Annotated in this window: 16 protein-coding genes and 1 pseudogene; 15 read left to right on the top strand and 2 right to left on the bottom strand. The window is 74.2% G+C overall.

Going from position 1 to position 20,910, the window contains the following annotated elements; translation table 11 throughout:
* Position 1: 1 nt before the first annotated feature.
* From AC068Z_RS10950 to AC068Z_RS10895, 12 genes and pseudogenes are all read left to right on the top strand, one after another.
* Positions 2–1,543: a class I adenylate-forming enzyme family protein gene (locus AC068Z_RS10950; RefSeq protein WP_478554316.1), complete on the top strand. Its 1,542-nt coding sequence runs from the start codon at positions 2–4 to the stop codon at positions 1,541–1,543.
* Positions 1,540–3,156, top strand: a complete 1,617-nt coding sequence (locus tag AC068Z_RS10945; protein ID WP_478554315.1) for an FAD-dependent monooxygenase — start codon at positions 1,540–1,542, stop codon at positions 3,154–3,156. Before AC068Z_RS10950 ends, AC068Z_RS10945 begins: the two co-directional genes overlap by 4 nt.
* A gap of 309 nt (positions 3,157–3,465) precedes the next feature.
* Complete coding sequence (locus tag AC068Z_RS10940; protein WP_478554314.1) at positions 3,466–5,664, top strand: anthranilate synthase component I; 2,199 nt, start codon at positions 3,466–3,468, stop codon at positions 5,662–5,664.
* The gene (locus tag AC068Z_RS10935; protein WP_478554313.1) at positions 5,661–6,587 is read left to right on the top strand and encodes a 4'-phosphopantetheinyl transferase family protein; all 927 of its coding nucleotides are present in this window, start codon (positions 5,661–5,663) and stop codon (positions 6,585–6,587) included. The genes AC068Z_RS10940 and AC068Z_RS10935 overlap by 4 nt, the downstream gene beginning before the upstream one ends.
* A 1-nt stretch (position 6,588) precedes the next feature.
* Positions 6,589–8,547 carry an FAD/NAD(P)-binding protein gene (locus AC068Z_RS10930; RefSeq protein WP_478554312.1) on the top strand — a complete coding sequence of 653 codons (1,959 nt, stop codon included), beginning with the start codon at positions 6,589–6,591 and terminating at the stop codon, positions 8,545–8,547.
* A gap of 284 nt (positions 8,548–8,831) precedes the next feature.
* Positions 8,832–10,208, top strand: a pseudogene (locus AC068Z_RS10925) (nitrosuccinate lyase); the annotation flags it as partial.
* Between the two features lie 380 nt (positions 10,209–10,588).
* A complete protein-coding gene (locus tag AC068Z_RS10920; RefSeq protein ID WP_478554311.1) occupies positions 10,589–11,410 on the top strand; it encodes an alpha/beta fold hydrolase in 822 nt (273 codons plus the stop codon).
* 34 nt (positions 11,411–11,444) lie between these two features.
* On the top strand, positions 11,445–11,759 hold the full coding sequence (locus AC068Z_RS10915) for a hypothetical protein (RefSeq protein ID WP_478554310.1): 315 nt from the start codon (positions 11,445–11,447) through the stop codon (positions 11,757–11,759).
* Between the two features lie 142 nt (positions 11,760–11,901).
* Complete coding sequence (locus AC068Z_RS10910) at positions 11,902–13,389, top strand: DUF2252 domain-containing protein (protein WP_478554309.1); 1,488 nt, start codon at positions 11,902–11,904, stop codon at positions 13,387–13,389.
* Positions 13,386–13,859, top strand: coding sequence for a hypothetical protein (locus AC068Z_RS10905; RefSeq protein ID WP_478554308.1), 474 nt, complete (start codon positions 13,386–13,388; stop codon positions 13,857–13,859). Before AC068Z_RS10910 ends, AC068Z_RS10905 begins: the two co-directional genes overlap by 4 nt.
* A gap of 41 nt (positions 13,860–13,900) precedes the next feature.
* Positions 13,901–14,776 (top strand): J domain-containing protein, encoded by an 876-nt coding sequence (locus AC068Z_RS10900; protein ID WP_478554307.1) that lies wholly within the window; start codon positions 13,901–13,903, stop codon positions 14,774–14,776.
* A gap of 10 nt (positions 14,777–14,786) precedes the next feature.
* Positions 14,787–15,134 (top strand): rhodanese-like domain-containing protein, encoded by a 348-nt coding sequence (locus AC068Z_RS10895; RefSeq protein WP_451718388.1) that lies wholly within the window; start codon positions 14,787–14,789, stop codon positions 15,132–15,134.
* 31 nt (positions 15,135–15,165) lie between these two features.
* On the opposite strand, the gene AC068Z_RS10890 is transcribed toward AC068Z_RS10895, so the two are convergent.
* Positions 15,166–16,311, bottom strand: a complete 1,146-nt coding sequence (locus AC068Z_RS10890) for an acyl-CoA dehydrogenase family protein (protein ID WP_478554306.1) — start codon at positions 16,309–16,311, stop codon at positions 15,166–15,168.
* 236 nt (positions 16,312–16,547) lie between these two features.
* Here AC068Z_RS10890 and AC068Z_RS10885 point away from each other — a divergent pair, with 236 nt between their 5' ends.
* From AC068Z_RS10885 to AC068Z_RS10875, 3 genes are read left to right on the top strand one after another with little or no spacing between them, the layout of a single operon-like run.
* Positions 16,548–17,261: a DUF5819 family protein gene (locus AC068Z_RS10885; protein WP_478554305.1), complete on the top strand. Its 714-nt coding sequence runs from the start codon at positions 16,548–16,550 to the stop codon at positions 17,259–17,261.
* On the top strand, positions 17,258–18,430 hold the full coding sequence (locus AC068Z_RS10880) for an HTTM domain-containing protein (protein WP_478554304.1): 1,173 nt from the start codon (positions 17,258–17,260) through the stop codon (positions 18,428–18,430). The genes AC068Z_RS10885 and AC068Z_RS10880 overlap by 4 nt, the downstream gene beginning before the upstream one ends.
* Positions 18,427–19,170 carry a TrmH family RNA methyltransferase gene (locus AC068Z_RS10875; RefSeq protein ID WP_478554303.1) on the top strand — a complete coding sequence of 248 codons (744 nt, stop codon included), beginning with the start codon at positions 18,427–18,429 and terminating at the stop codon, positions 19,168–19,170. The genes AC068Z_RS10880 and AC068Z_RS10875 overlap by 4 nt, the downstream gene beginning before the upstream one ends.
* A gap of 7 nt (positions 19,171–19,177) precedes the next feature.
* On the opposite strand, the gene paaN is transcribed toward AC068Z_RS10875, so the two are convergent.
* Positions 19,178–20,869, bottom strand: coding sequence for a phenylacetic acid degradation protein PaaN (gene paaN, locus AC068Z_RS10870; RefSeq protein ID WP_478554302.1), 1,692 nt, complete (start codon positions 20,867–20,869; stop codon positions 19,178–19,180).
* Positions 20,870–20,910 lie beyond the last annotated feature (41 nt).

Below are 20,910 nucleotides of genomic sequence, written 5' to 3'. Positions count from 1 at the left end.
GATGGCCCACTTCGTCCGGCGGCACGCCGGACAGCGCCCCGACGCACTCGCCCTCGCCGACGAGCGGCTCTCGCTCACCTGGCGTGAACTGGACGAACGTACCGACGCGTTGGCCGCCGCCCTGATCGACCGCGGGATCGGCCCCGGTGAGCGCCTCGTGGTCAGCTCGCCCAACCGGGTCGAGGTCCTGGAGCTGTACATCGCGGCCGGCAAGGCCGGGGCGATCGTCTGCCCCGTCAACCACTCCTTCCCGGCCCCCGAGGTCGAGCACGTCGTCTCCAACTCCGCCCCGCGCGGGGTGATCGCCGAGCAGGGCGTGCTGGACCGGCTCGGGGAGGCGTTCGGCGACGGCTGGAAGCTCGCCCTGGACAGCCCCGCCTACCAGGAGCTGCTCAGCACCCCCCGCCGGGCGCTGCCGCTGCCCCATATGGACGACCTGTTCGCGATCCTGCACACCTCGGCCACCACCGGCCGGGCCAAGGGCGTCGCCGTCACCCACCGCTCGGTGTCCGCCTGCTACACGGCGCTCGCCGCCGAGGCCCGGTTCACCGCGGACGACGTGATGCTCAACCCGTGCCCGCTGTTCCACGGTTCCATGGTGATCGGCCTGGCCCTGCTCGCGGCCGGCGGAACCCTGGTGCTCCAGCGGGAGTTCGCCCCGCAGCGCTTCCTCGCCGAGGCCGAGCAGCGCGGCGCGACCCGCGCCTTCCTGGTCCCGTCGATGGTCCGCTTCGCGCTGCGCACCAAGGCGTTCGAGACCACCGACCTGTCCACCCTCGTCGACGTGATGTTCGGCGGCGCCCCCATGCCGGAGGAGCTGCTGCGCGAGTCCCTGGAGCGCTTCCCCTGCCCGTTCCGCGGGATCTACGGCATCACCGAGGGCGGTGGCCCGATCGCCACCGTCGTCTTCGGCGGGGCCGAGGACCACGGCGCGGACGCCGCCGCCCGGGAGCTCCGGCTGCGCTCGGCCGGGCGGATGCTGCCCGGCTGCCACATCGAGGTCCAGGACAAGGAGGGCGGCGCGCTGCCCCCCGGTGAGATCGGCGAGGTCTGCGTCCGCGGCGACGGGATGATGCGCGGCTACTGGCGCAACCCCACGGCCACCGAGTCCACCCTGCGCGACGGCTGGCTGCGCACCGGTGACCTCGGCTACTCCGACGCCGACGGCTACCTCTACCTGGTCGACCGGATCAACGACGTGCTCATCCGCGGCGGCCAGAACGTCTACCCGGCCGAGATCGAGCGGGTCCTCGGCGCGCAGCGCGGGGTCGCCGACGCGGCCGTCGTGGGCGCCCCCTCGGAGGAGTGGGGCGAGGTGCCGGTGGCCTTCGTGGTCGCGGAGGGCGAGGACGTGTCCGCCGCCTCTCTGGTGAAGGCCTGCGCCAGCGAACTGGCCAGCTACAAGCGGCCGGTGCGCATCGAGTTCGTCTCCGAGATCCCGCGCAGCGCGGCCGGCAAGATCCTGCGCCGCAAGCTGCGCGAGCGGTTCGCCGACGGAATGCCGGGCGCCGCCCCGGTGCCGCCCACCGAGCGGGGAGCGTGAGCGCCGTGCGAGTCGCCTGCATAGGCGCCGGGCCCGGCGGGCTGATGCTGGCCCTGCTGCTGCGCCGCCTCGGCGGCCACGAGGTCGACGTCTTCGAACGCAGCCCGGCCGGTGCCACCTACGGCTTCGGCGTGGTCTTCTCCCGCTTCAGCCTGGCCCGGCTGCGCCGCGCCGCCCCCGACGTGGTCGCCGCCCTGCTGGACCGCGGCGCCCGCTGGGACGACGTGGAGGTCCGCCGGGACGGCGAGCGGATCCGCTCCTCCGGCCACGGCTTCGCCGCCGTCGAACGGCGCACGCTGCTCACCGCGCTGAACGAACTCGCCGAAGAGGCGGGCGCGCGGCTGCACTTCGACACCGAGGCCGACGCGTCCGAGCTGCTCGGGCGGTACGACGTGGTCGTCGCCGCCGACGGCTCCGGCAGCCGCACCCGGGCCGCGTTCGCCGAGGAGTTCGGGGCCGGTGTCGTCCCCGGCAGCGGGCGGTACGCGTGGTTCGGGGTGGACCGGGCCTTCGACGCGATGACGTTCCTGTTCGCGGACAGCCCGTACGGCCCGGTCGGCGCCCATGTCTACCCCTACGGCCCGGACCGCTCGACGTTCCTGGTCGAACTCGGTGAGGAGGCGTGGCAGCGGGCCGGCTTCACCGAGGGCGCCGGAAAGCCCCCGGGCTGGAACGACGAGCAGGCCATGGAGTTCTGCGCCGAGGTGTTCGCCGAGCACCTGGGCGGGGCCGAGCTGCTGGGGAACGGGTCGCGCTGGCTGACCTTCCCGCACATCTCCGCGAGCCGCTGGTCCACGGGCCGCCTGGTGGGTCTCGGCGACGCCGTCCACACCGCCCACTTCTCCGTGGGCTCCGGGACCACCTTGGCCCTGGAGGACGCCGTCGAGCTGGCCCGCCGGCTCTCCGAGCACGGTGACGGCGACGAGCTCCCGGCGACGCTGGCCGCGTACGAGGCCACCCGCCGGCCGATCGTCCAGTCCGTGCAGGAGGCCGCCTGGGCGAGCCTGCGGATGTGGTCGCACCCCGAGGAGCACCGCGCCCTCGACCCGGCCACGCTGATGCTCCGCCTGCTCACCCGCACCGGTCAGTCCGCCGCGGACGTGCTGCTGCGGCTCGATCCCCAGCTCGCCAAGATCGGCGACGGGGTGACGGCGCTGCCGGAGGGCCCGGTACCCACGCTGGTCCCCTCCGCCGGGCAGGCGGCACCCGGAGACGCGGTGCTCGCCGGTCAGGACAGTCCCGTACTGGTCGCGACGGACGCCGACGCCACCGCCGTACAGGAGGCCGGGGAGCGGTTGCGGGCGCTGCGGCTCGAACTGTCCGACGCCTCCCTCGGGTTGCTGGTGCGGGCACCCGCGCCGGCCGAGGAACCGGTGGCCCGGCTGGTCGACTCCGTCGCCGCGCTCGCCGAGGCCGTACCGCTCGCCGTCGTGGCCGTGGCGCCCGGCGACCAACTGCCCGCCGCCGACCGCACCGCCCGCTCGGCCCTCGCCGAACGCCTGACGGCGACCGGCACGCACACGGCGTACGTCTGCCGCCCGAACGAACTGAGCCAGGGCTGGACCCACGTCCGCTCGGGCCGCGCGGCCGAGGTGTGGACGACCGGCGCCTGAGACCCACCCCACCCACGACCACCCGGAAACCCGCCCGCCGACGACCGCCCCGCTCGGCTCGCCGTGGGCCGGAGTGCCCCTACCCCGAGCCGGTGGCGCCGGCGCACCGCCGCCCCGCCCGGGACTCCCGGCCGCGCCCAGGCCGGATCGCCCCGGTCCGGACCAGGCCGTACCCCGTACCAGGCCGTACCCCGTACCAGGCCGTACCCCGTACCACGCCGTACCCCGTACCACGCCGTACCCCGTACCGCGCCGGGCGTGAGCCCATCGCCCCGGGACACCACCGGGTTCGAGAAAGGAATTTGGGGGATGCCCCAGCTGGAAACCTCCCGGCCGCGCACCGGCCGGGCAGCCCCGTCCGGACGGTGGACGACGCCCGTCGGAGTCGAGGTCGTCCGCACCACCGAGCTCCTCGGCTCCGCCGCCGCCCTCCGCACCGACCTGGAGGACACCCTCGACGAACGCCGCGGCATGCTCCTCTTCCGCGGCCAGGACCGGATCATCGGCTACACCGACCCACCCGTGGAGATCACCGCCACCGGACCCGAGATACGGGTCACCGCGCTCAACCGGCGCGGCCGCGTCCTCCTGCCCGCCCTGCTGGCCCTGCTCTCCCGGGCCACCGGGCACGCCGAGGCCGACGGGGACACCCTGCGCGTACGCGGCGGCGTCCCGGACGGCACCTTCGCCGAGGAGGACCGCACCCGCCAGGTCGGCGTCTTCGCCGCGATCCGCGCCCTCGTCGAGGGCCTCGCCTCCGACGACCCGCTGCTCGGCCTCTACGGCGCCTTCGGCTACGACCTGATCTTCCAGGTCGACCCGGTGACGCTCACCCAGCACCGGGCCCCGGGCGACCGCGACATGGTGCTGCACCTGCCCGACACCGTCTTCGAACTCGACCTCGAGACCGACGAGGCGATCCGCCACGACTACGAGTTCCGCGTCGGCGCCTCCCGCACCGACGGCCTGGACCGCGCCACCCCGGCCCGCCCCTTCGTGGCCGCCGCGAAGGCCCCCGAGCGCGACCACGCGCCCGGCGAGTACGCCCGGGTCGTGGAGCAGGCCCGCCCGCTGTTCCGCTCCGGCGACCTCTTCGAGGTCGTGCCCAGCCAGTCCTTCCACCGGGTCGTCCGGCGACCGCCGTCCCAGCTGTTCCGCACCCTGCGCGAGCGCAACCCCGCCCCGCACAGCCTGCTGATGAACCTCGCCCAGGACGAGTACCTGGTCGGCGCCTCCCCGGAGATGTTCGTCCGGGTCAGCCGGCGGGCCGAGGCCAGCGCCCTCGTCGAGACCTCCCCGATCAGCGGCACCATCGCCCGCGGCCGGGACGCCCTGGAGGACGCCGAGCGCATCCGCACCCTGCTCAACTCGTCCAAGGACGAGCACGAGCTGACCATGTGCACGGACGTCGACCGCAACGACAAGTCCCGCGTCTGCCTGCCCGGCACGGTCCGGGTCACCGCCCGCCGCCGGATCGAGAAGTACTCCACCCTCATCCACACCGTCGACCGCGTCGAGGGCGTGCTGCGGCCCGACCGGGACGCGCTGGACGCCTTCCTCGCCCATCTGTGGGCGGTCACCGTGACCGGCGCGCCCAAGCTGTCCGCGATCGAGTTCATCGAGCGCCACGAGCGCTCCCCGCGCCGCTGGTACGGGGGAGCGGTGGGCCGGATCGGCTTCGACGGCGACCTGGACACCGTGCTGACCCTGCGCACCATCCACCTGCACGACGGTGTCGCCTCGGTCCGCGCCGGGGCGACCCTGCTGCACGACTCCTCGCCGGAGGACGAGGAACTGGAGACCGAGCTGAAGGCGAAGGCGCTGCTCGGCGTGCTGGACGAGCCCTCGGCTCCCCTGCGGCCCCGGCTGTCCGTCGCGGAGGGCCCCGGCACCGGCCGGCGGATCCTGCTGGTCGACCACCGCGACTCCTTCGTGCACTGCCTCGCCGGCTATCTGCGCGAGACCGGCGCCGAGGTCGGCACCTACCGCAGCGGCGGCCATCTGCCCCTGCTCGCCGAGCAGCGCCCCGACCTGGTGGTGCTCTCCCCGGGCCCCGGCACGCCCGCCGACTTCGGCACCGCCGCCACCCTCGCCGAGGCCGAGCGGCTCGGCATCCCGGTGTTCGGGGTCTGCCTGGGCCTGCAGGGCATCGTCGAGTACCTCGGCGGCACCCTCGGCGTGCTGCCCGAGCCGGTGCACGGCAAGCCCTCCCGGGTCCGGCGCACCGAGGGCGACTCCCTGCTGCTGGAGGGGCTGCCCAAGAGCTTCACCGTCGGCCGCTACCACTCCCTGTACGCCGACCCGGCCACGCTGCCCGACTCCCTCAGGGTCACCGCGGCCACCGAGGACGGACGGGTCGCGATGGCCGTCGAGGCGCCCCGGCACCGGTTCGCCGCGGTCCAGTTCCACCCCGAGTCGATCATGACGTACGCCGGGCGCACCGGGCGGACCGTGGTGCACAACGCGGTCGCCCAGCTGACCCGCACCCCGATCGGAGCCCTGCGGTGACCGCGCTGCTCCCGGTGCCGGGGGAGGTGGCGGCGCTCGACGGGCTCGGCGCCGTGCTGTCCGCCCCGGCGCCGGCGAGCGGGGACCCCGAGCCCGTCGACCTGGCCGCCGTGGCGGCCCTGTTCGAGCCGCCCGTGATCGCGGCCCAGGCGCACACCGGCGAACTGGACTTCCGGCAACTGCCCGCCGGAGTGCGTGACTTGCTGCGCGGCTACACGGCCCCGCTGCGCCGCGAGACCTTCACCGCGGGTCGCCTCGCCGCGGCTCGCGCCACGGCCGCGCTGACCGGGATGCCCCGGTGGCTGAGCGCCGACGCCCGCGGGGCGCCGAGCTGGCCGTACGGCGTGGCCGGCTCGCTCAGTCACACCAACCGGGTCGCCCTGTGCGTGACCGGACCCGACCGGGGCGTCGGGCTCGGTGTCGACATCGAACCCTTGGAGACGGGCGCGGAGTTGCTCTCCGCCCTGCACTACGTGTGCACGCCCGAGGAGGCCGGCCGGCTGCGCGACTGCCCCGACCCGGCCCGTGCCGTGCTGCGGCTGTTCTGCGTCAAGGAGGCCCTCTACAAGGCGCTGCCGCCCGACACCCAGGACGGCGTCTCCTTCCAGTCCGTGGACCTGGAGTGGGAGGAGCCGCCGGCCGGCCGGGACCCCGGTGAGCCGGTCCGGCTGCGCGTCGCGCGCGGCCCGGCGCCCGGCACGGTCGGCCGTTGCGCCGTCGTCGGCAGCCGCATGATCGCGGCGGTCGCCGTGCCGTGGACGCCCGCCGCTTCTTCCTCCCACGACGACTGCCTCACCGAAGCCCGCGCACGCCCTCGTACCGAAGCCCTGGCACACCCCCGTGCCGAAGCCCGCCCGGACCCCCGTACCGCAGCCCGCCCGGACCCCCGTACCGAGTCCCGTATTCAGCAGGACGGACAGTGACATGACCACCAGACAGCACACCGTGTGCGTGATCGGCGCGGGACCGCGGGGTCTCTCCGTGATCGAGCGGCTCTGCGCCGCCGCCCGTGCCGCCGCCCCCGACACCGCCATCGGCATCCATGTCGTCGACCCGCACGCGCCCGGCGCCGGCCAGGTCTGGCGCACCAGCCAGTCCCCGCACCTGCTGATGAACACGGTGGCCGGACAGATCTCGGTGTTCACCGACGCCAGCGTCGAGCTGACCGGCCCCCTGGAACCGGGCCCCAGCCTGCACGCCTGGGCGGAGTCCCTGGTCGCGGGCCACATCCCCGGGCACCACCCGGAGCAGGTCCTCGCCGAGGCCCGCGCGCTGGGCCCCGACACCTACCCGACCCGCGCCTTCTACGGCCACTACCTGCGCTGGGCGTTCGACCGTACGGTCGCGAACGCCCCGAGCTGCGTGACCGTCAGCTGGCACCGGTCCCGTGCCGTGGCCCTGGACGACGAGGCCGCCGCGCTGCCCACCGGCCACCCTCCACGCCAGCGGGTCACGCTGGAGGACGGCACGGTCCTGGAGGACCTGGACTCCGTGGTGCTCTCCCAGGGCCATCTGCCCGCCCGGCCCACCGCCGTGGAGGAGCAGTTCGCGGCGCTCGCCCGCCAGTACGGCCACACCCACCTCGCCCCCGCCAACCCCGCCGACACCGACCTGGAGTGCATCCGGCCCGGGCAGCCCGTCCTGCTGCGCGGGCTCGGGCTGAACTTCTTCGACTACATGGCCCTGCTCACCACCGGCCGCGGCGGCAGCTTCACCCGCGTCTACGGCCGGCTGGTCTACCTGCCCTCCGGCCGCGAGCCCCGGATGTACGCCGGTTCCCGGCGCGGCGTGCCCTACCAGGCGCGCGGCGAGAACGAGAAGGGCCCGCACGGCCGGCACGAGCCGCTGCTGCTCACCCCGGCCCGGATCGCCCGGATGCGGGCGGCGCGGGGCGCCGAGGGCGCCGACTTCCTGCGGGACGTGTGGCCGCTGGTCGCCAAGGAGGTCGAGACCGTCTACTACCGGACGCTGCTGGCCGCGCGCGGCCGGGCGGACCGCGGCGAGGCGTTCCAGCGGGCCTTCCTGCTCGCGCTGCCGGGCACGTCCGCGGAGGAGACGGTGCTCGACGCCTACGAGATCGGGGAGAAGGACCGCTGGGACTGGGACCGGCTCTCCCGGCCGTACCAGGACCAGGAGTTCGGCGGCCCCGAGGACTTCACGGCCTGGCTGCTGGACCATCTGCGCCAGGACGTCGCCGAGGCCCGGGGCGGCAATGTCAGCGGTCCGCTCAAGGCGGCCCTGGACGTGCTGCGCGACCTGCGCAACGAGATCCGGCTCGTCGTCGACCACGGCGGGCTGCACGGCGACTCCCACCGCGAGCACCTGGACCGCTGGTACACCCCGCTCAACGCGTTCCTCTCCATCGGGCCGCCCGCGTCCCGCATCGAGGAGGCGGCCGCCCTGATCGAGGCCGGTGTGCTGCACGTCATCGGCCCCGACCTGCGCGTCGACGTCGACCGGCAGGGCTTCCACGCCCACTCGCCGCTGGTGCCCGGCTCCCGGATCCGCACCGAGGCGCTGATCGAGGCGCGGCTGCCCGACATCACGCTGAGCCGCACCGAGGACCCGCTGCTGCGGCACCTGCTGGACACCGGCCAGTGCGCCGCGCACCGGATCGCCACCCGCAGCGGCACGTGGATCTACACGGAGGGCGTCGCGGTCACCCCGCGCCCCTTCCAGCTGCTGGACGCGGCCCGGCGCCCGCACCCGCGCCGGTACGCCTTCGGCGTGCCCACGGAGTCCGTCCACTGGGTCACCGCGGCGGGCATCCGCCCCGGCGTCAACTCGGTGACGCTGACGGACTCGGACGCGATAGCCCAGGCGGCGCTCGGGGCGGTACTGGACCGGGACCAGCGGGGGAGCTTGGAGCGGACGGCGGCATGAAGAGCCCCCAGAGACCGGCGGATCCGTGCCGGCGGCAGGCAGTGAGGTCGGCTGAGACCGGCGGATCCGTTCCGACCGCCCGCCGTGAGGTCGGCTGAGACCGGCGGATCCATGCCGGCGCCCGCCGTGAGGTCGGCTGAGATCGACGGATCCGTTCCGGCGGCCCGCCGTGAGGTCGGCTGAGACCGGCGGATCCGTGCCGGCGGCCCGTCGTGAAGTCGGCTGATCGTCGGCACGGATCTGCCGGTCGCCCCACAGAACCAGTACCGGAGGAGCAACCAGTCATGTCAGACCCCCACGCCACGCAGCACCCTTCGGACGCCGGGCTGCTGTCCCCCGTGCGGGCCGGTACGCCCGTGGAGGCGGCCGTGTCCGACGAGGCCTGGCTGTCGGCCATGGTCGAGGCGGAGACCGCGCTGGTCCGGGCGCAGGCCCGCCTCGGCACGGTGCCGGAGCCGGCGGCGCGGGCGATCACCGAGGCGGCCCGCCCCGAGCGCCTCGACCTCCGCGCGCTCGCCCACGCGGCCCGGGAGACCGCCAACCCCGTGGTCGGGTTCGTGAAGGCGCTGACCGCCGTGGTCGCCGCCGAGGACCCGGCCGCCGCCGAATACGTGCACCGCGGCTCCACCAGCCAGGACATCCTGGACACGGCCACGATGCTGGTCGTCCGGCGGGCCACCGAGCTCATCCGCGCCGACCTCGACCGGTGCGCCGCCGCCCTGGAGGAGCTGGCCCGCGCGCACCGGGACACCCCGATGGCGGGCCGCACCCTCACCCTGCACGCCGTGCCCACCACCTTCGGCCTGAAGGCGGCCGGCTGGCTCCAGCTGGTGACCGAGGCCCTGCACCGCGTGGACGAGCTGGCCGCCTCCCTGCCCGTCGAACTGGGCGGCGCCGCCGGCACTCTGGCCGGCTACCTGGAACACGCCGGCACCCCCGGCGACGACTACGCCGACCGGCTGGTCGAGGCGTACGCGCACGAGACCGGCCTGGCCCCGGCCGCCCTGCCCTGGCATGTGCTGCGCACGCCGATCGCCGACACCGGGGCGGTGTGCGCCTTCCTCGCCGCGGCGCTGGGCAAGATCGCGGTCGACGTGCAGTCGATGGCCCGGACCGAGGTCGGCGAGGTGACGGAACCGGCGGTGGCCGGCCGTGGCGCCTCCTCGGCGATGCCGCACAAGCGGAACCCGGTCCTCGCCACGCTGATGCGCTCGGCCGCGCTCCAAGTGCCGCAGTACGCGGCCGTGTTGTACGGCGCCATGCTGGCGGAGGACGAGCGCTCCGGCGGCGCCTGGCACGCGGAGTGGCAGCCCTTGCGGGAGTGCCTGCGGCTGGCGGGCGGCTCGGCGCACACGGCGGCGGAACTCCTCACCGGCCTCACCGTGAACGCGGAGCGCATGCGCGCCAACCTCGACCTGACGGGCGGCCAGATCGTCTCGGAGCGGGTTGCGGCCGTACTGACCCCGCTGCTGGGCAAGGCGGAGGCGCGCTCCCTGCTCACGCGAGCCTCGCACGAGGCGGCGGCACGCGGGACGGGGCTCGCGGAGGTCCTCGCGGCGGCTCCCGAGGTGACACGGAATCTGAACCCGGCCGAACTGGACGCGCTGCTGGACCCCGCGGGGTACCTCGGCGCGGCTCCGGGGCTGGTGGACCGGGTGGTGGGCATCGAGCCGACCCTGCGGGACACGAGGGCTTCGGGTACGGCCTTTTTGGATACGGCGGGTTCGGGTGCGGGCTCGTCGCGATCGGTGGCTGCGGGTACGGCGGGTTCGGGTGCGGCCTCTTCGCGATCGGCGGTTTCGGATACGGCCTCTTCGCGAACGGCGGCCACGGACACCGGCTCTTCGGATACGGCGGGATCGGACAAGGCCTCTTCGGGTACGGCGGATTCGGGTACGACCTCGTCGGATACGGCGGGTTCGGGTACGGCCTCTTCGGATACGGCGGCTGCGGACGCGGCCTCTTCGGATACGGCTGCTTCGGGCCCCGCCGTCTCGGACACCGCGGTTCCCGGTCCGTCCGTCCCGGGTCTGTCGGCGGCATGAGCGGCGCCGCCCTCGCGCACACCCGGCACGGCTCCGGTTCCCCCCTTCTGCTGCTGCACGGCATCGGCAGCGGCAGGCGATGCTGGGACCCGGTGACCGGGCTGCTCACCGCGCGGCACGAGGTGCTCGCCGTGGATCTGCCGGGGTTCGGGGACAGCCCCGCGCTCGCTCCGGGAGTACGGCCCACCGCGCGCGAACTCGCCGGAGCGGTCGGCCGGTTCCTCGACGCGCGGGGGATCGCCACGGCGCACGTGGCCGGGAACTCGCTCGGCGGCTGGGTGGGCCTGGAGCTGGCCCTGGCTGGCCGCGTCCGCACCCTGAGCCTGGTCTCCCCGGCGGGCCTGTGGCGTCGTACGACTCCGCTGACCACCCGCCTGCTGCTCCGCTCCCGCCGACTGGCGGCACCCTGGCTGGCCGGCCCCGCCGCGCCTCTCCTGCGGACCGCGCCGACCCGCGCCGCCCTGCTCGCGGGCATCTACGGCCGTCCCGCCCGGCTGCCCTACGACCACGCCTGGACGGCCGCCCGGGACATGGCGCGGGCCCGTGCCTTCGAGTCCACCTGGCAGGCCGTCAGCACCACCCGGTTCACCGGTGGACGGGGGATCGGCGTGCCGGTGCGGGTGGCGTTCGGGTCCCGGGACGCCGTCCTGCGGGCCGGGCAGGCGCGCTTCCTGGACGAACTCCCCGCGGGGACGGTGGCGCACGCGCTGCCGGGATGCGGTCACGTCCCGATGCACGACGCGCCCGAGGCCGTGGCCCGTTTCATCCTCGCCACCACCGCCGACCAGCCGCGCACGGAAACGTTGGCGGCTCCTTGAACGGTCCTTGACCACTCTTCACCAGCCTGGGGGTATGAAACGCGAACCCTCCGCGCAGCGGCGGCAGTTGCTCGACACCCTCCAGGGTCTGCTCGACGACCTGCCGCGCCCGTCCGGCGGGACCCCGCTCCGGGCCGAGGACGTCCTGGCGTACCTGGAGACCGGCCGGGGCGTCCACGCCGGCACAGGGCCGGTCCTCCCGCCGCGGTCGGGCCCGGCGGGGACGCCGGAGGGGGACACGGTGGGGACGCCGGAGGCGGACGCGGCGGTGGAGGCGTCGCTGCGGTTGGTGATCGAGGCGTTCGGCGCGCTGCTGAGCGCACGCGGGGATCCGGCCGGGCCGCGGTGACGGGGCGTCCGGTCCCCCTCCCGGTCCCGCGATCAGTCCCCGGCCACCACACAGCCGGGTGCCGGGGGTTTTCCACATCAGCCGGGTTGTCCACAGGGTCTGACGCGTTCCGGTCCCCCCGCTGTACCGTCGGCACGAGTTGATGTTCGTGCGGACCGGAGGCGGTCCGGGTGCGGGGGAGGCGGTCGGTGTGATCGACGTCGGTGCTTCGGAGAAGGCGGATGAGGCGGGCGCGCGGTCGGCGTCGCGTCGGCTTCCCCGGGTGCGCGGATTCGCCGAGTGGCCCGGGAACGGCACGCCGAAGCAGGAGGGCAAGGCCCTGCGCGAGCGCGTCCCGCGCAACTCGCACGCACTGCTCGACCTGGACCCCGACCGCCCGGACGCGCTCGCCGCGGTGGAGGAGTCCAACCGCGGCCGGCTCCCCGAGCTGACGCCGATCAGGGTGGGCCGGATGGCGGCCACGCCCTTCGCCTTCCTGCGCGGATCGGCGGGCCTGATGGCCCACGACCTCGCCCGCACCCCGATGACCCGCGTCCTCGCCCAGATCTGCGGCGACGCGCACGCGGCGAACTTCGGTCTGTACGGCGACGCGCGCGGCGGCCTGGTCATCGACCTGAACGACTTCGACGAGACGGTGCTCGGCCCCTGGGAGTGGGACCTGAAGCGGCTCGCGGCCTCGCTGGTGCTGGCCGGGCGAGAGGCGGGCGCGTCCGAGGACACCTGCCGCGCGGCGGCGCACGACGCGGTGGGCGCCTACCGGCGCACGATGCGGCTGCTCGCCAAGCTGCCGGTGCTGGACGCGTGGAACGCCATCGCGGACGAGGAGCTCGTCTCGCACACCGACGCCCACGACCTGCTCGGCACGCTGGAGCGGGTGGCCGAGAAGGCGCGCTCCAACACCAGCGGCCGGTTCGCGGCGAAGTCGACCGAGGCGACCGAGGACGGCGGGCGCCGGTTCGTGGCCGCCGCTCCGGTGCTGAGCAGGACGCCGGACGAGGAGGCGGCGACGGTGGCCGCGTCCCTGGAGGAATACGTCGGCACGCTCTCGGAGGACCGCCACCCGCTGCTGGCCCGGCACGCGGTGCACGACGTCGCGTTCCGGATAGTGGGCACGGGCAGCGTCGGCACCCGCTCGTACGTGGTGCTGCTGCTGGACCACCGGGGCGAACCCCTGGTCCTCCAGGTGAAGGAGGCCCGCCCCTCCGCACTGGTCCCGCACCTGGCGACGGCGGGCTTCGAGACCCCGGCGCCGGAGCACGAGGGGCGCCGGGTGGTCGTCGGCCAGAAGCGGATGCAGGTGGTCAGCGACATCCTGCTGGGCTGGACGACGGTGGCGGGCCGCCCCTTCCAGGTGCGCCAGTTCCGCAACCGCAAGGGCAGCGTCGACCCGGCGGCCCTGACCCCCGACCAGCTGGACGACTACGGCCGGATGACCGGCGCCCTCCTGGCCCGCGCCCACAGCCACAGCGCCGACCCGCGCAGAATCGCCGGCTACTGCGGCAAGAACGAGGAGCTGGACGAGGCGATCGCCGCCTTCGCCGTGGCCTACGCCGACCGCACGGAGGCGGACCACGGCGACCTGGTGGCGGCGGTGCGGGCGGGCCGGATAGCGGCGGAGACGGGAGTGTGAGGTACGTCGACCTCGACGCGCGGGTCGGTGAGCTGACAGGCGTCATCGATCCACAGCCGTATCTGGACCGGCTGCCCGAGTTCGCGCGGAGCCTCCCGCCGGGCGCCCGGGAGTTCGCCACCGACCCCGGGCACTACGCCTTCGCCGGGCCCCGGTGCGTGAAGGACCTGAGCCCGCTGGAGGTCCGCCGGCTCGCCGAGGACGAGGTCGAGCTGCACTTCGGGCACGACTGCCGGAAGCACGACGAGGACTTGGTCGTCCGCTACAGCGGCGTCTCGCGCTTCCAAGTGGATGTCCTGGACGCCTGTGACGTGACGGGCCTCGGGGAGGTGATCCTCGACGAGGTGCTGCCGCATCCCGACGGCTGCACGCACGAGGTCGCCTGCCGCCCCGGCACGCTGCTCGTGGTCTGCCGCGACCTGACCGCGTCCTGGATCCCGACGGACTGCCCCGAGGCACGGGAGCCGTGATCGACGACTGCTTCCGCCGGGCCGTGGCCTAGTCTGGTCGGGTGACGACCCCGGAAGCCGAGCAGTCCGACACCCAGCCCGACGAGGGTTCCGCTTCCCCGCCCGCAGAGGGTTCGGCTCCCCCGCCCGCGGAGGGTTCCGCTCCCCGGCCCGAGGAGCGGCTGGAGCGGGCCGTGCGGGCTGCCGAGCAGGCGCTCATCGAGTACGAGATCGCGGTGGAGACCTTCCGCGTCGAGGTGGAGAACTTCTCCCGGCTGCACCACCAGAAGCTCGGCCCGATGTACGCCCGGCTCGACGAGCTGGAGGCCCGGATCGCCGAGGCGCGAGCGGAGCGCAGCGGTGATCCGGAGGACCTGCGCAAGGCGCAGGAGGCCCGCGCCCGGGTCATGCCCATGCCGGGTGTGGAGGAGCTGTTCCACGGCTGGATGGACGGCGAGGGGCTGTTCCCGGAGGCGTCCGCGATGCTCACGGACCAGCCGGTGCGGCCCCCGCAGCGGGTGCGCCCCAGCGAGGAGGCCCGCAAGCTCTACCGCGAGCTGGCCCGCAAGGCCCACCCCGACCTGGCCCAGGAGGACGCGGAGCGGGCTCGCCGGGAGGAGTTCATCACCCGGGTGAACGCCGCGTACGCCCGGGGCGACGAGGCCCTGCTGCGGGAGCTGGCCGAGGAGTGGGCGGCGGGCCCGGCCCCGAAGGAGCGCACGCCCAGCCCCGCCGAGGAGCTGTACGCCCGCCTGGAGTGGCTCGCCGAGCGCAAGGAACTGCTCGGCGTGGTCGTGCGGGAGCTGGAGGAGAGCGCGATCGGCTCCATGCTCCGGCTGGCCCCGGACGACCCGGACAAGCTGCTGGAGGAGATCGCCGAGCAGCTACTGGCGGATGTGGCGGCCCGCGAGGCCGAGCTCGCGGAACTGCTCGGGTAGCGTCGGGGTCATGCATTTCGGATCTGGCGTTCCCACGGTTGAGGTCACGGACCTCAAGGACGGCGACTTCCTCCTGGACGTCCGCGAGGCCGACGAGTGGCAGGCGGGCCATGCCGAGGGGGCGCTGCACATCCCCATCAGCGAGTTCGTCGCCCGTTACGGCGAGCTGACCGAGGCCGCCCCGCAGGACGGCCGGGTCCATGTGATCTGCCGCTCCGGAGGCCGCAGCGCGCAGGTCGCGATGTACCTCGTCCAGCAGGGCGTCGACGCGGTGAACGTCGACGGCGGTATGCAGGTGTGGGCGGCGGCGGGCCGCCCGGTCGTGACGGAGGACGGGCAGCAGGGCTTCGTGCTGTAGCGAGCCGGGGAATCCTCCGGCTCGCTGGGTCTCAGCCCAGCGGATGTGCCGCCAGCAGGTCCCCCAGCGCCTCCTCGTGCGCCGCCGCGGGGCCGAGCGACAGCTCCAGTTGCTTGGCCCACGCGTGGTACCGGTGCAGCGGGTAGTCGACGTCGGCCCCGAACCCGCCGTGCAGATGCTGTGCCGTCTGCACGACCCGCCGTACCCCCTCCGCGGCCCAGATCTTGGCCACGGCCACGTCCCCGGCGACCGGCAGCGCGCCGGGCGACCGTGCCGTGACCCGCCAGGCGGCCTGCCACAGGGTGGCCTCCATGGCCCGCAGGTCGATGTACCGGTCCGCGGCCTGCACGGCGACCGCCTGGAAGGTGGCGAGCGGGAACCCGAACTGCTCCCGCTTGCCGGTGTACTCGCCGGTCATCCGCAGCACCCGCTCGCCGAGCCCCAGCGCCAGCGCACACGTGCCCACGGTCAGCAGCTCCCGCAGCCGTTCCCAGGCACCCTCCGCGTCCACCACCTCCGCGACCCGCGCGGAGTCCAGCCGCAGCTCCCCGAGCCGCTCCCCGCTGGTGGAGTACTGCTCGGCGAGGTCCACCCCGGCGTGCCCGCGCGGCACCAGCGCCAGCACGGCCCGCCCGTCGTCCGCGCCGACCGCGCCCTCCGTGATCGCCGGTACGACGACCAAGTCGGCGGAGTGGGCCCACGGCACCGCGGTCTGTGTACCGTCGAGCACCCACTGCGCGCCCTCCCGTCGCGCGGTCACCGCCAGCTCCGCCGGATCGTGCCCGGTACGGCCGTGCGCGGCGACGGTCAGCGCCACCTCGCCCCGCCCGGCCCGCGCGAGCAGCCCGGACTTCAGCCGCTGAGAGCCGTACGCCTCCAGGACGGCCAGCGCTGCGCTGTGCTCCAGCAGCGGCACCCGGGCCAGCACCCCCGCCGCCTCGCGCAGCACCAGGCAGAGCGCGACCGCGTCGAGACCCGCCCCGCCGTGCTCCTCGGCGATCATGAGGCTCAGCAGATCGGCGTCGGCGAGCCGGGCCCACAGCGCGCGGTCGAAGTCCTCGGCCACGGCCCCCTGGGTCAGCGCGGGGGACGGCACGGCGTCCGGCGCGACCCCGGCGAACACCCCCCGCGCCGCCTCGGCCGCCGCCCGCTGCTCCTCGGTGAAGGAAAAGTCCACGGTCCCTGCCCTCCCGCGCCCACAAAGATCTGACGGTCCGTCAAGATAGAACAGGTTCTAGGAGAAGGGAACGGTACGGGCCGCAACCCCTACCGACCACTCGGCAGACGTGACCCCACCGTGAACCGGGACCCGTAAGGTGGCACCCTGCCGCGACCGAGGGGGCTGTGCCCGGCGGCGGGCCTGAGTACCGTTCCGGTGCGGCAGGACGGACCGGAATCGGGGAACGGGGCGGGATGGACGCGTACGACGCAGCGGGTGACGCCCGCCACGGGCCGCCGCCCGAGCCCGCGCCCGAGCCGCGCGTCGGCGTGGCCGCCCTGTCCCTGCGCTACCAGATAGCCGCCGCCCTCGCGCTCGCCGTCGTAGCGGTCGCCGTCTGTGTCCACGTCGGCATGGTCTTCCTGCATGTCGCGCCCTCGAACACGGTCAGCAAGCAGCACGGCTCGGCCATCAACGACTGGATCTATCCGGAGTTCGAGCAGAACTGGAAGCTCTTCGCGCCGAACCCGCTCCAGCAGAACATCGCCGTACAGGTCCGCGCCGAGGTCCGCGAGGCGGACGGGGAGATGCGCACGACCGGCTGGTACGACCTGTCCGCCCAGGACGGCCGGGACATCGACGGCAACCTGCTGCCCAGCCACACCCAGCAGAACGAGCTGCGCCGCGCCTGGGACTTCCTCGTCGCCACGCACGACACCGACAACCGGCCCATCGGCCTGCGCGGCGAGCTGGCCGAGTCGTATCTGCGCCGCATCGTGGTCCTGCGCCTGGACCGCGAGGGGGCGGCGGAGCCCGGCGGCCTCGTCGAGCGCGTCCAGGTCCGCTCGGAGACCACCAACGTGCCCCCGCCCGAGTGGAGCGAGGAGAAGGTGCCGGACAAGCCGGCCTACCGGGTGCTGCCCTGGTGGGAGGTCCCCGAGGACGAGGCCGAGGGGGGCCTGGCGTGAACCGCTTCGCCCTCGCCGTCTCGGCCGGCATCGCCCGCGTCACCGAGACCGCCCTCGGCCCGTACCAGACGGCGATCGTCCGCATCGGCTTCGCCGCGACCTGGCTGCTGTTCCTGCTCCGCGAGCTGCCCCACCGGCATGAGCTGTACGGACCCGACGGCCCCTGGAACTTCGAGCTCGGTCAGCAGCTGATCGCCACGAACGGCGCCTTCACGGCCCTGATCTGGACCGACGGCCGCCTCTGGTTCGAGCTGGTCTACGCCCTCGCCGTGCTCTTCGCCGTCCTGCTGCTGCTCGGCTGGCGGACGCGCACGATGTCGGTCCTGTTCATGGTCGGTGTGCTGTCCCTGCAGAACCGCTCCATCTTCATGGGCGACGGCGGCGACAACGTCCTGCACCTGATGTCGATCTACCTGGTCTTCACCCGCTGCGGCCAGGTCTGGTCCCTGGACGCGCGCCGAGGGGACCGGCCGACCGACCGGGTCGGCCCGCTCCTGTGGTCCGTCCTCGGCCTGCTCCTCGTGGCGGCGACGCTGGCGGGCCGCCTCGACGGCGACCTGACGGTCCCCCTGGTCCTGTGGACGGTGTGGATCGCCCAGGCCGTGTGGTGGGTCGTCGGGCGCCGCGCGAAGACCGCCGAGCCGCGCGTCCTGCTCGACGTGGTCGCGAACATCGCGCACAACGGCGCCCTGCTCGTGATCATGGCCGAGGCCTGTCTGATCTACGCCACCGCCGGCTGGTACAAGATCCAGGGCTCGCGCTGGGGCGACGGCACCGCCGTCTACTACCCCCTGCACCTGGACTACTTCTCCCCCTGGCCCGCGCTCGCCGACGCCCTGACGGCCGGCGGCACGATGGTGATGCTGGTGACCTACGGGACGGTCCTGGTCCAGGTCGCCTTCCCGTTCACGCTGTTCAACCGGCGGGTCAAGAACGTCCTGCTGGCCGCCATGATCTTCGAGCACGCGGTGATCGCGGTCGTGCTCGGACTGCCGTTCTTCTCCCTGGCGATGATCGCGGCGGACGCGGTCTTCCTGCCGACGACGTTCCTGCGCCGGATGGGCGCGCTCGCGGCCCGGCTGCCCGTGCGCCGCAAGGACGCCGTGCCGCTCCCCGAGCCCCGCAGCCCGGAGAACCCCGAGCCCACCCACGTAGGCTCGCGGTCATGACCGCCCCCGTCACCACCTGGCACCGCCTCGCCGACACAGCCGTACTCCTGGACGGCTTCCACGCTCTCAAGCACGCGGTGCGCTTCGGGGCGGAGGTGCCCGTGGCGGTGGCGGTGGACCGGGACGCGGCGCTGTCCCTGGCGGACGAGCTGGCCCCGGACGTACGCGAGCACCTGGCGGCCCTGCTGACGGAGGTCCCCGAGGAGACCTACCGCGCCCTGGTCCCGCGGCCGCATCCCACGGCGGTGGCGGCACTGGCCGTACGGCCGTCCCGCGCGGCCAACCTGGAGCGGCTCGCGGCGCGGCCGCGCACGACCCCGGTGGTCCTCCTCGACCAGCCGCGCAACCTCGGCAACGCGGGCGCGGTCATCCGCCTGGCCGCCGGCTTCGGCGCGACGGGCGTGATCACCACCGGCACGCTGGACCCCTGGCACCCCACGGTCGTACGCGGCGGCGCGGGCCTGCACTTCGCGACGGCGGTGGAGCGGGTGACGGCCGAGGAACTGCCCGAGGGGCCCCTGTTCGCCCTGGACCCGGAGGGCGACGACATCCGGGGCATCAAGCTCCCGGACGACGCCGTCCTGGCCTTCGGCTCGGAACGCACCGGCCTGTCAGCGGAGGTCCGCGACCGGGCGGACCACCTGCTGTCCCTGCCGATGCGCCCCCAGGTGAGCAGCTACAACCTGGCGACGAGCGTCGCCATGACGCTGTACCACTGGAGCGCTTTCAGCGGCTCCTAGGCCCTGTCTACGCCTCCCGCCGCACCTCGACCACACGGAACCGGTTGGCGACGAACGCCCCGTCCGTGAGCGCGGAGTTCGCGGCGGGGTTGCCACCGGAGCCGTGGAAGTCGGAGAACGCCGCCGTCTGGTTCACGTACACCCCGCCCGTGAGGTTGAGCGACAGCTGCGCCGCCTCCTCCAGGCAGACCTCCTGGACCGCGGCCTCGACCTCCGGGTCGACCGTGTACGCCCCGACCGTCATCGCGCCCTTCTCGCGGACCGTCCGCCGCAGCAGCTCCACCGCGTCGGTGGCGGAGTCCATGGCCACCGCGAACGACACCGGGCCGAAGCACTCGCTCATGTACGCGACCGCGTCGTCCGGCTTGGCGCCGTCCAGCTTCACGACGACCGGCGTACGGACGACCGCGTCCGGGAAGTCCGGGTTGCTGATCTCCCGCGAGGCGAGGGCGACTTCGCCGAGCCCGGCCGCCCCCTCCAGGCGGGCCTTGACGTCCGGGTTCACGATCGCGCCGAGCAGCGCGTTCGCCCGCGCGTCGTCACCGAGCAGTCCGTCCACCGCGCGGGCGAGGTCCCCCACGACCTCGTCGAAGGAGCGCGGACCGTCCTCGGTGCGGATGCCGTCCCGGGGGATCAGCAGGTTCTGCGGCGTCGTGCACATCTGCCCGCTGTACAGCGACAGCGAGAACGCCAGGTTGGACAGCATGCCCTTGTAGTCGTCCGTGGACTCCACGAGCACCGTGTTGACGCCGGCCTTCTCCGTGTAGACCTGCGCCTGGCGGGCGTTGGCCTCCAGCCAGTCGCCGAAGGCGGTCGAACCGGTGTAGTCGATGATCCGGATCTCCGGGCGCACGGCGAGCGTCTTGGCGATGCCCTCGCCCGGCCGCTCGGCGGCGAGCGCGACGAGGTTCGGGTCGAACCCGGCCTCGGTGAGGACCTCCCGCGCGACCTGGACGGTGAGGGCGAGCGGCAGCACCGCGCGGGGGTGCGGCTTGACCAGCACGGCGTTGCCGGTGGCGAGGGAGGCGAACAGGCCCGGGTAGCCGTTCCAGGTCGGGAAGGTGTTGCAGCCGATGACCAGCGCGATCCCGCGCGGGACCGGCGTGAAGGCCTTGGTCAGCGCGAGCGGGTCCTTCTTGCCCTGCGGCTTGGTCCACTCAGCGGTGTCGGGGGTGCGGACCTGCTCCACGTACGCGTAGGCGACCGCCTCCAGACCGCGGTCCTGCGCGTGCGGGCCGCCCGCCTGGAACGCCATCATGAACGCCTGCCCGGAGGTGTGCATGACCGCGTGCGCGAACTCGTGGGTGCGGTCGCTGATCCGCTTGAGGATCTCCACGCAGACCACCGCGCGCATCTCCGCGCCCGCGTCCCGCCAGGCCCTCTGCCCGGCCTTCATGGCGGGCAGCAGTACGTCCACGTCCGCGTGCGGGTACTCGACGCCGAGCGCGAGGCCGTACGGGGAAATCTCGCCGCCCACCCAGCCGTCGGTGCCGGGCTGGCCGAGGTCGAGCCGGGTGCCGAGGAGGGCGTCGAAGGCGGCCTTGCCCGCCGCCATGTCCAGGCTGCCGTTCTCGCCGTAGGCCTTGGGGTGCTCGGGGTGCGGGGACCAGTACGCGCGGGTGCGGATGGCTTCGAGCGCCTGGTCGAGGGTGGGCCGGTGCTTGGCGATCAGGTCGTGGGGGGTCAGGGCGGCGGCCATGCGGGACCAACTCCTAGTCTCGAGAACTCCTCGTCGAGTTC

This window comes from Streptomyces sp. NPDC043726 (assembly GCF_056436565.1).
Note: the sequence above shows the minus strand (reverse complement) of the source record. Positions and strands in the feature narration are given on the sequence as shown.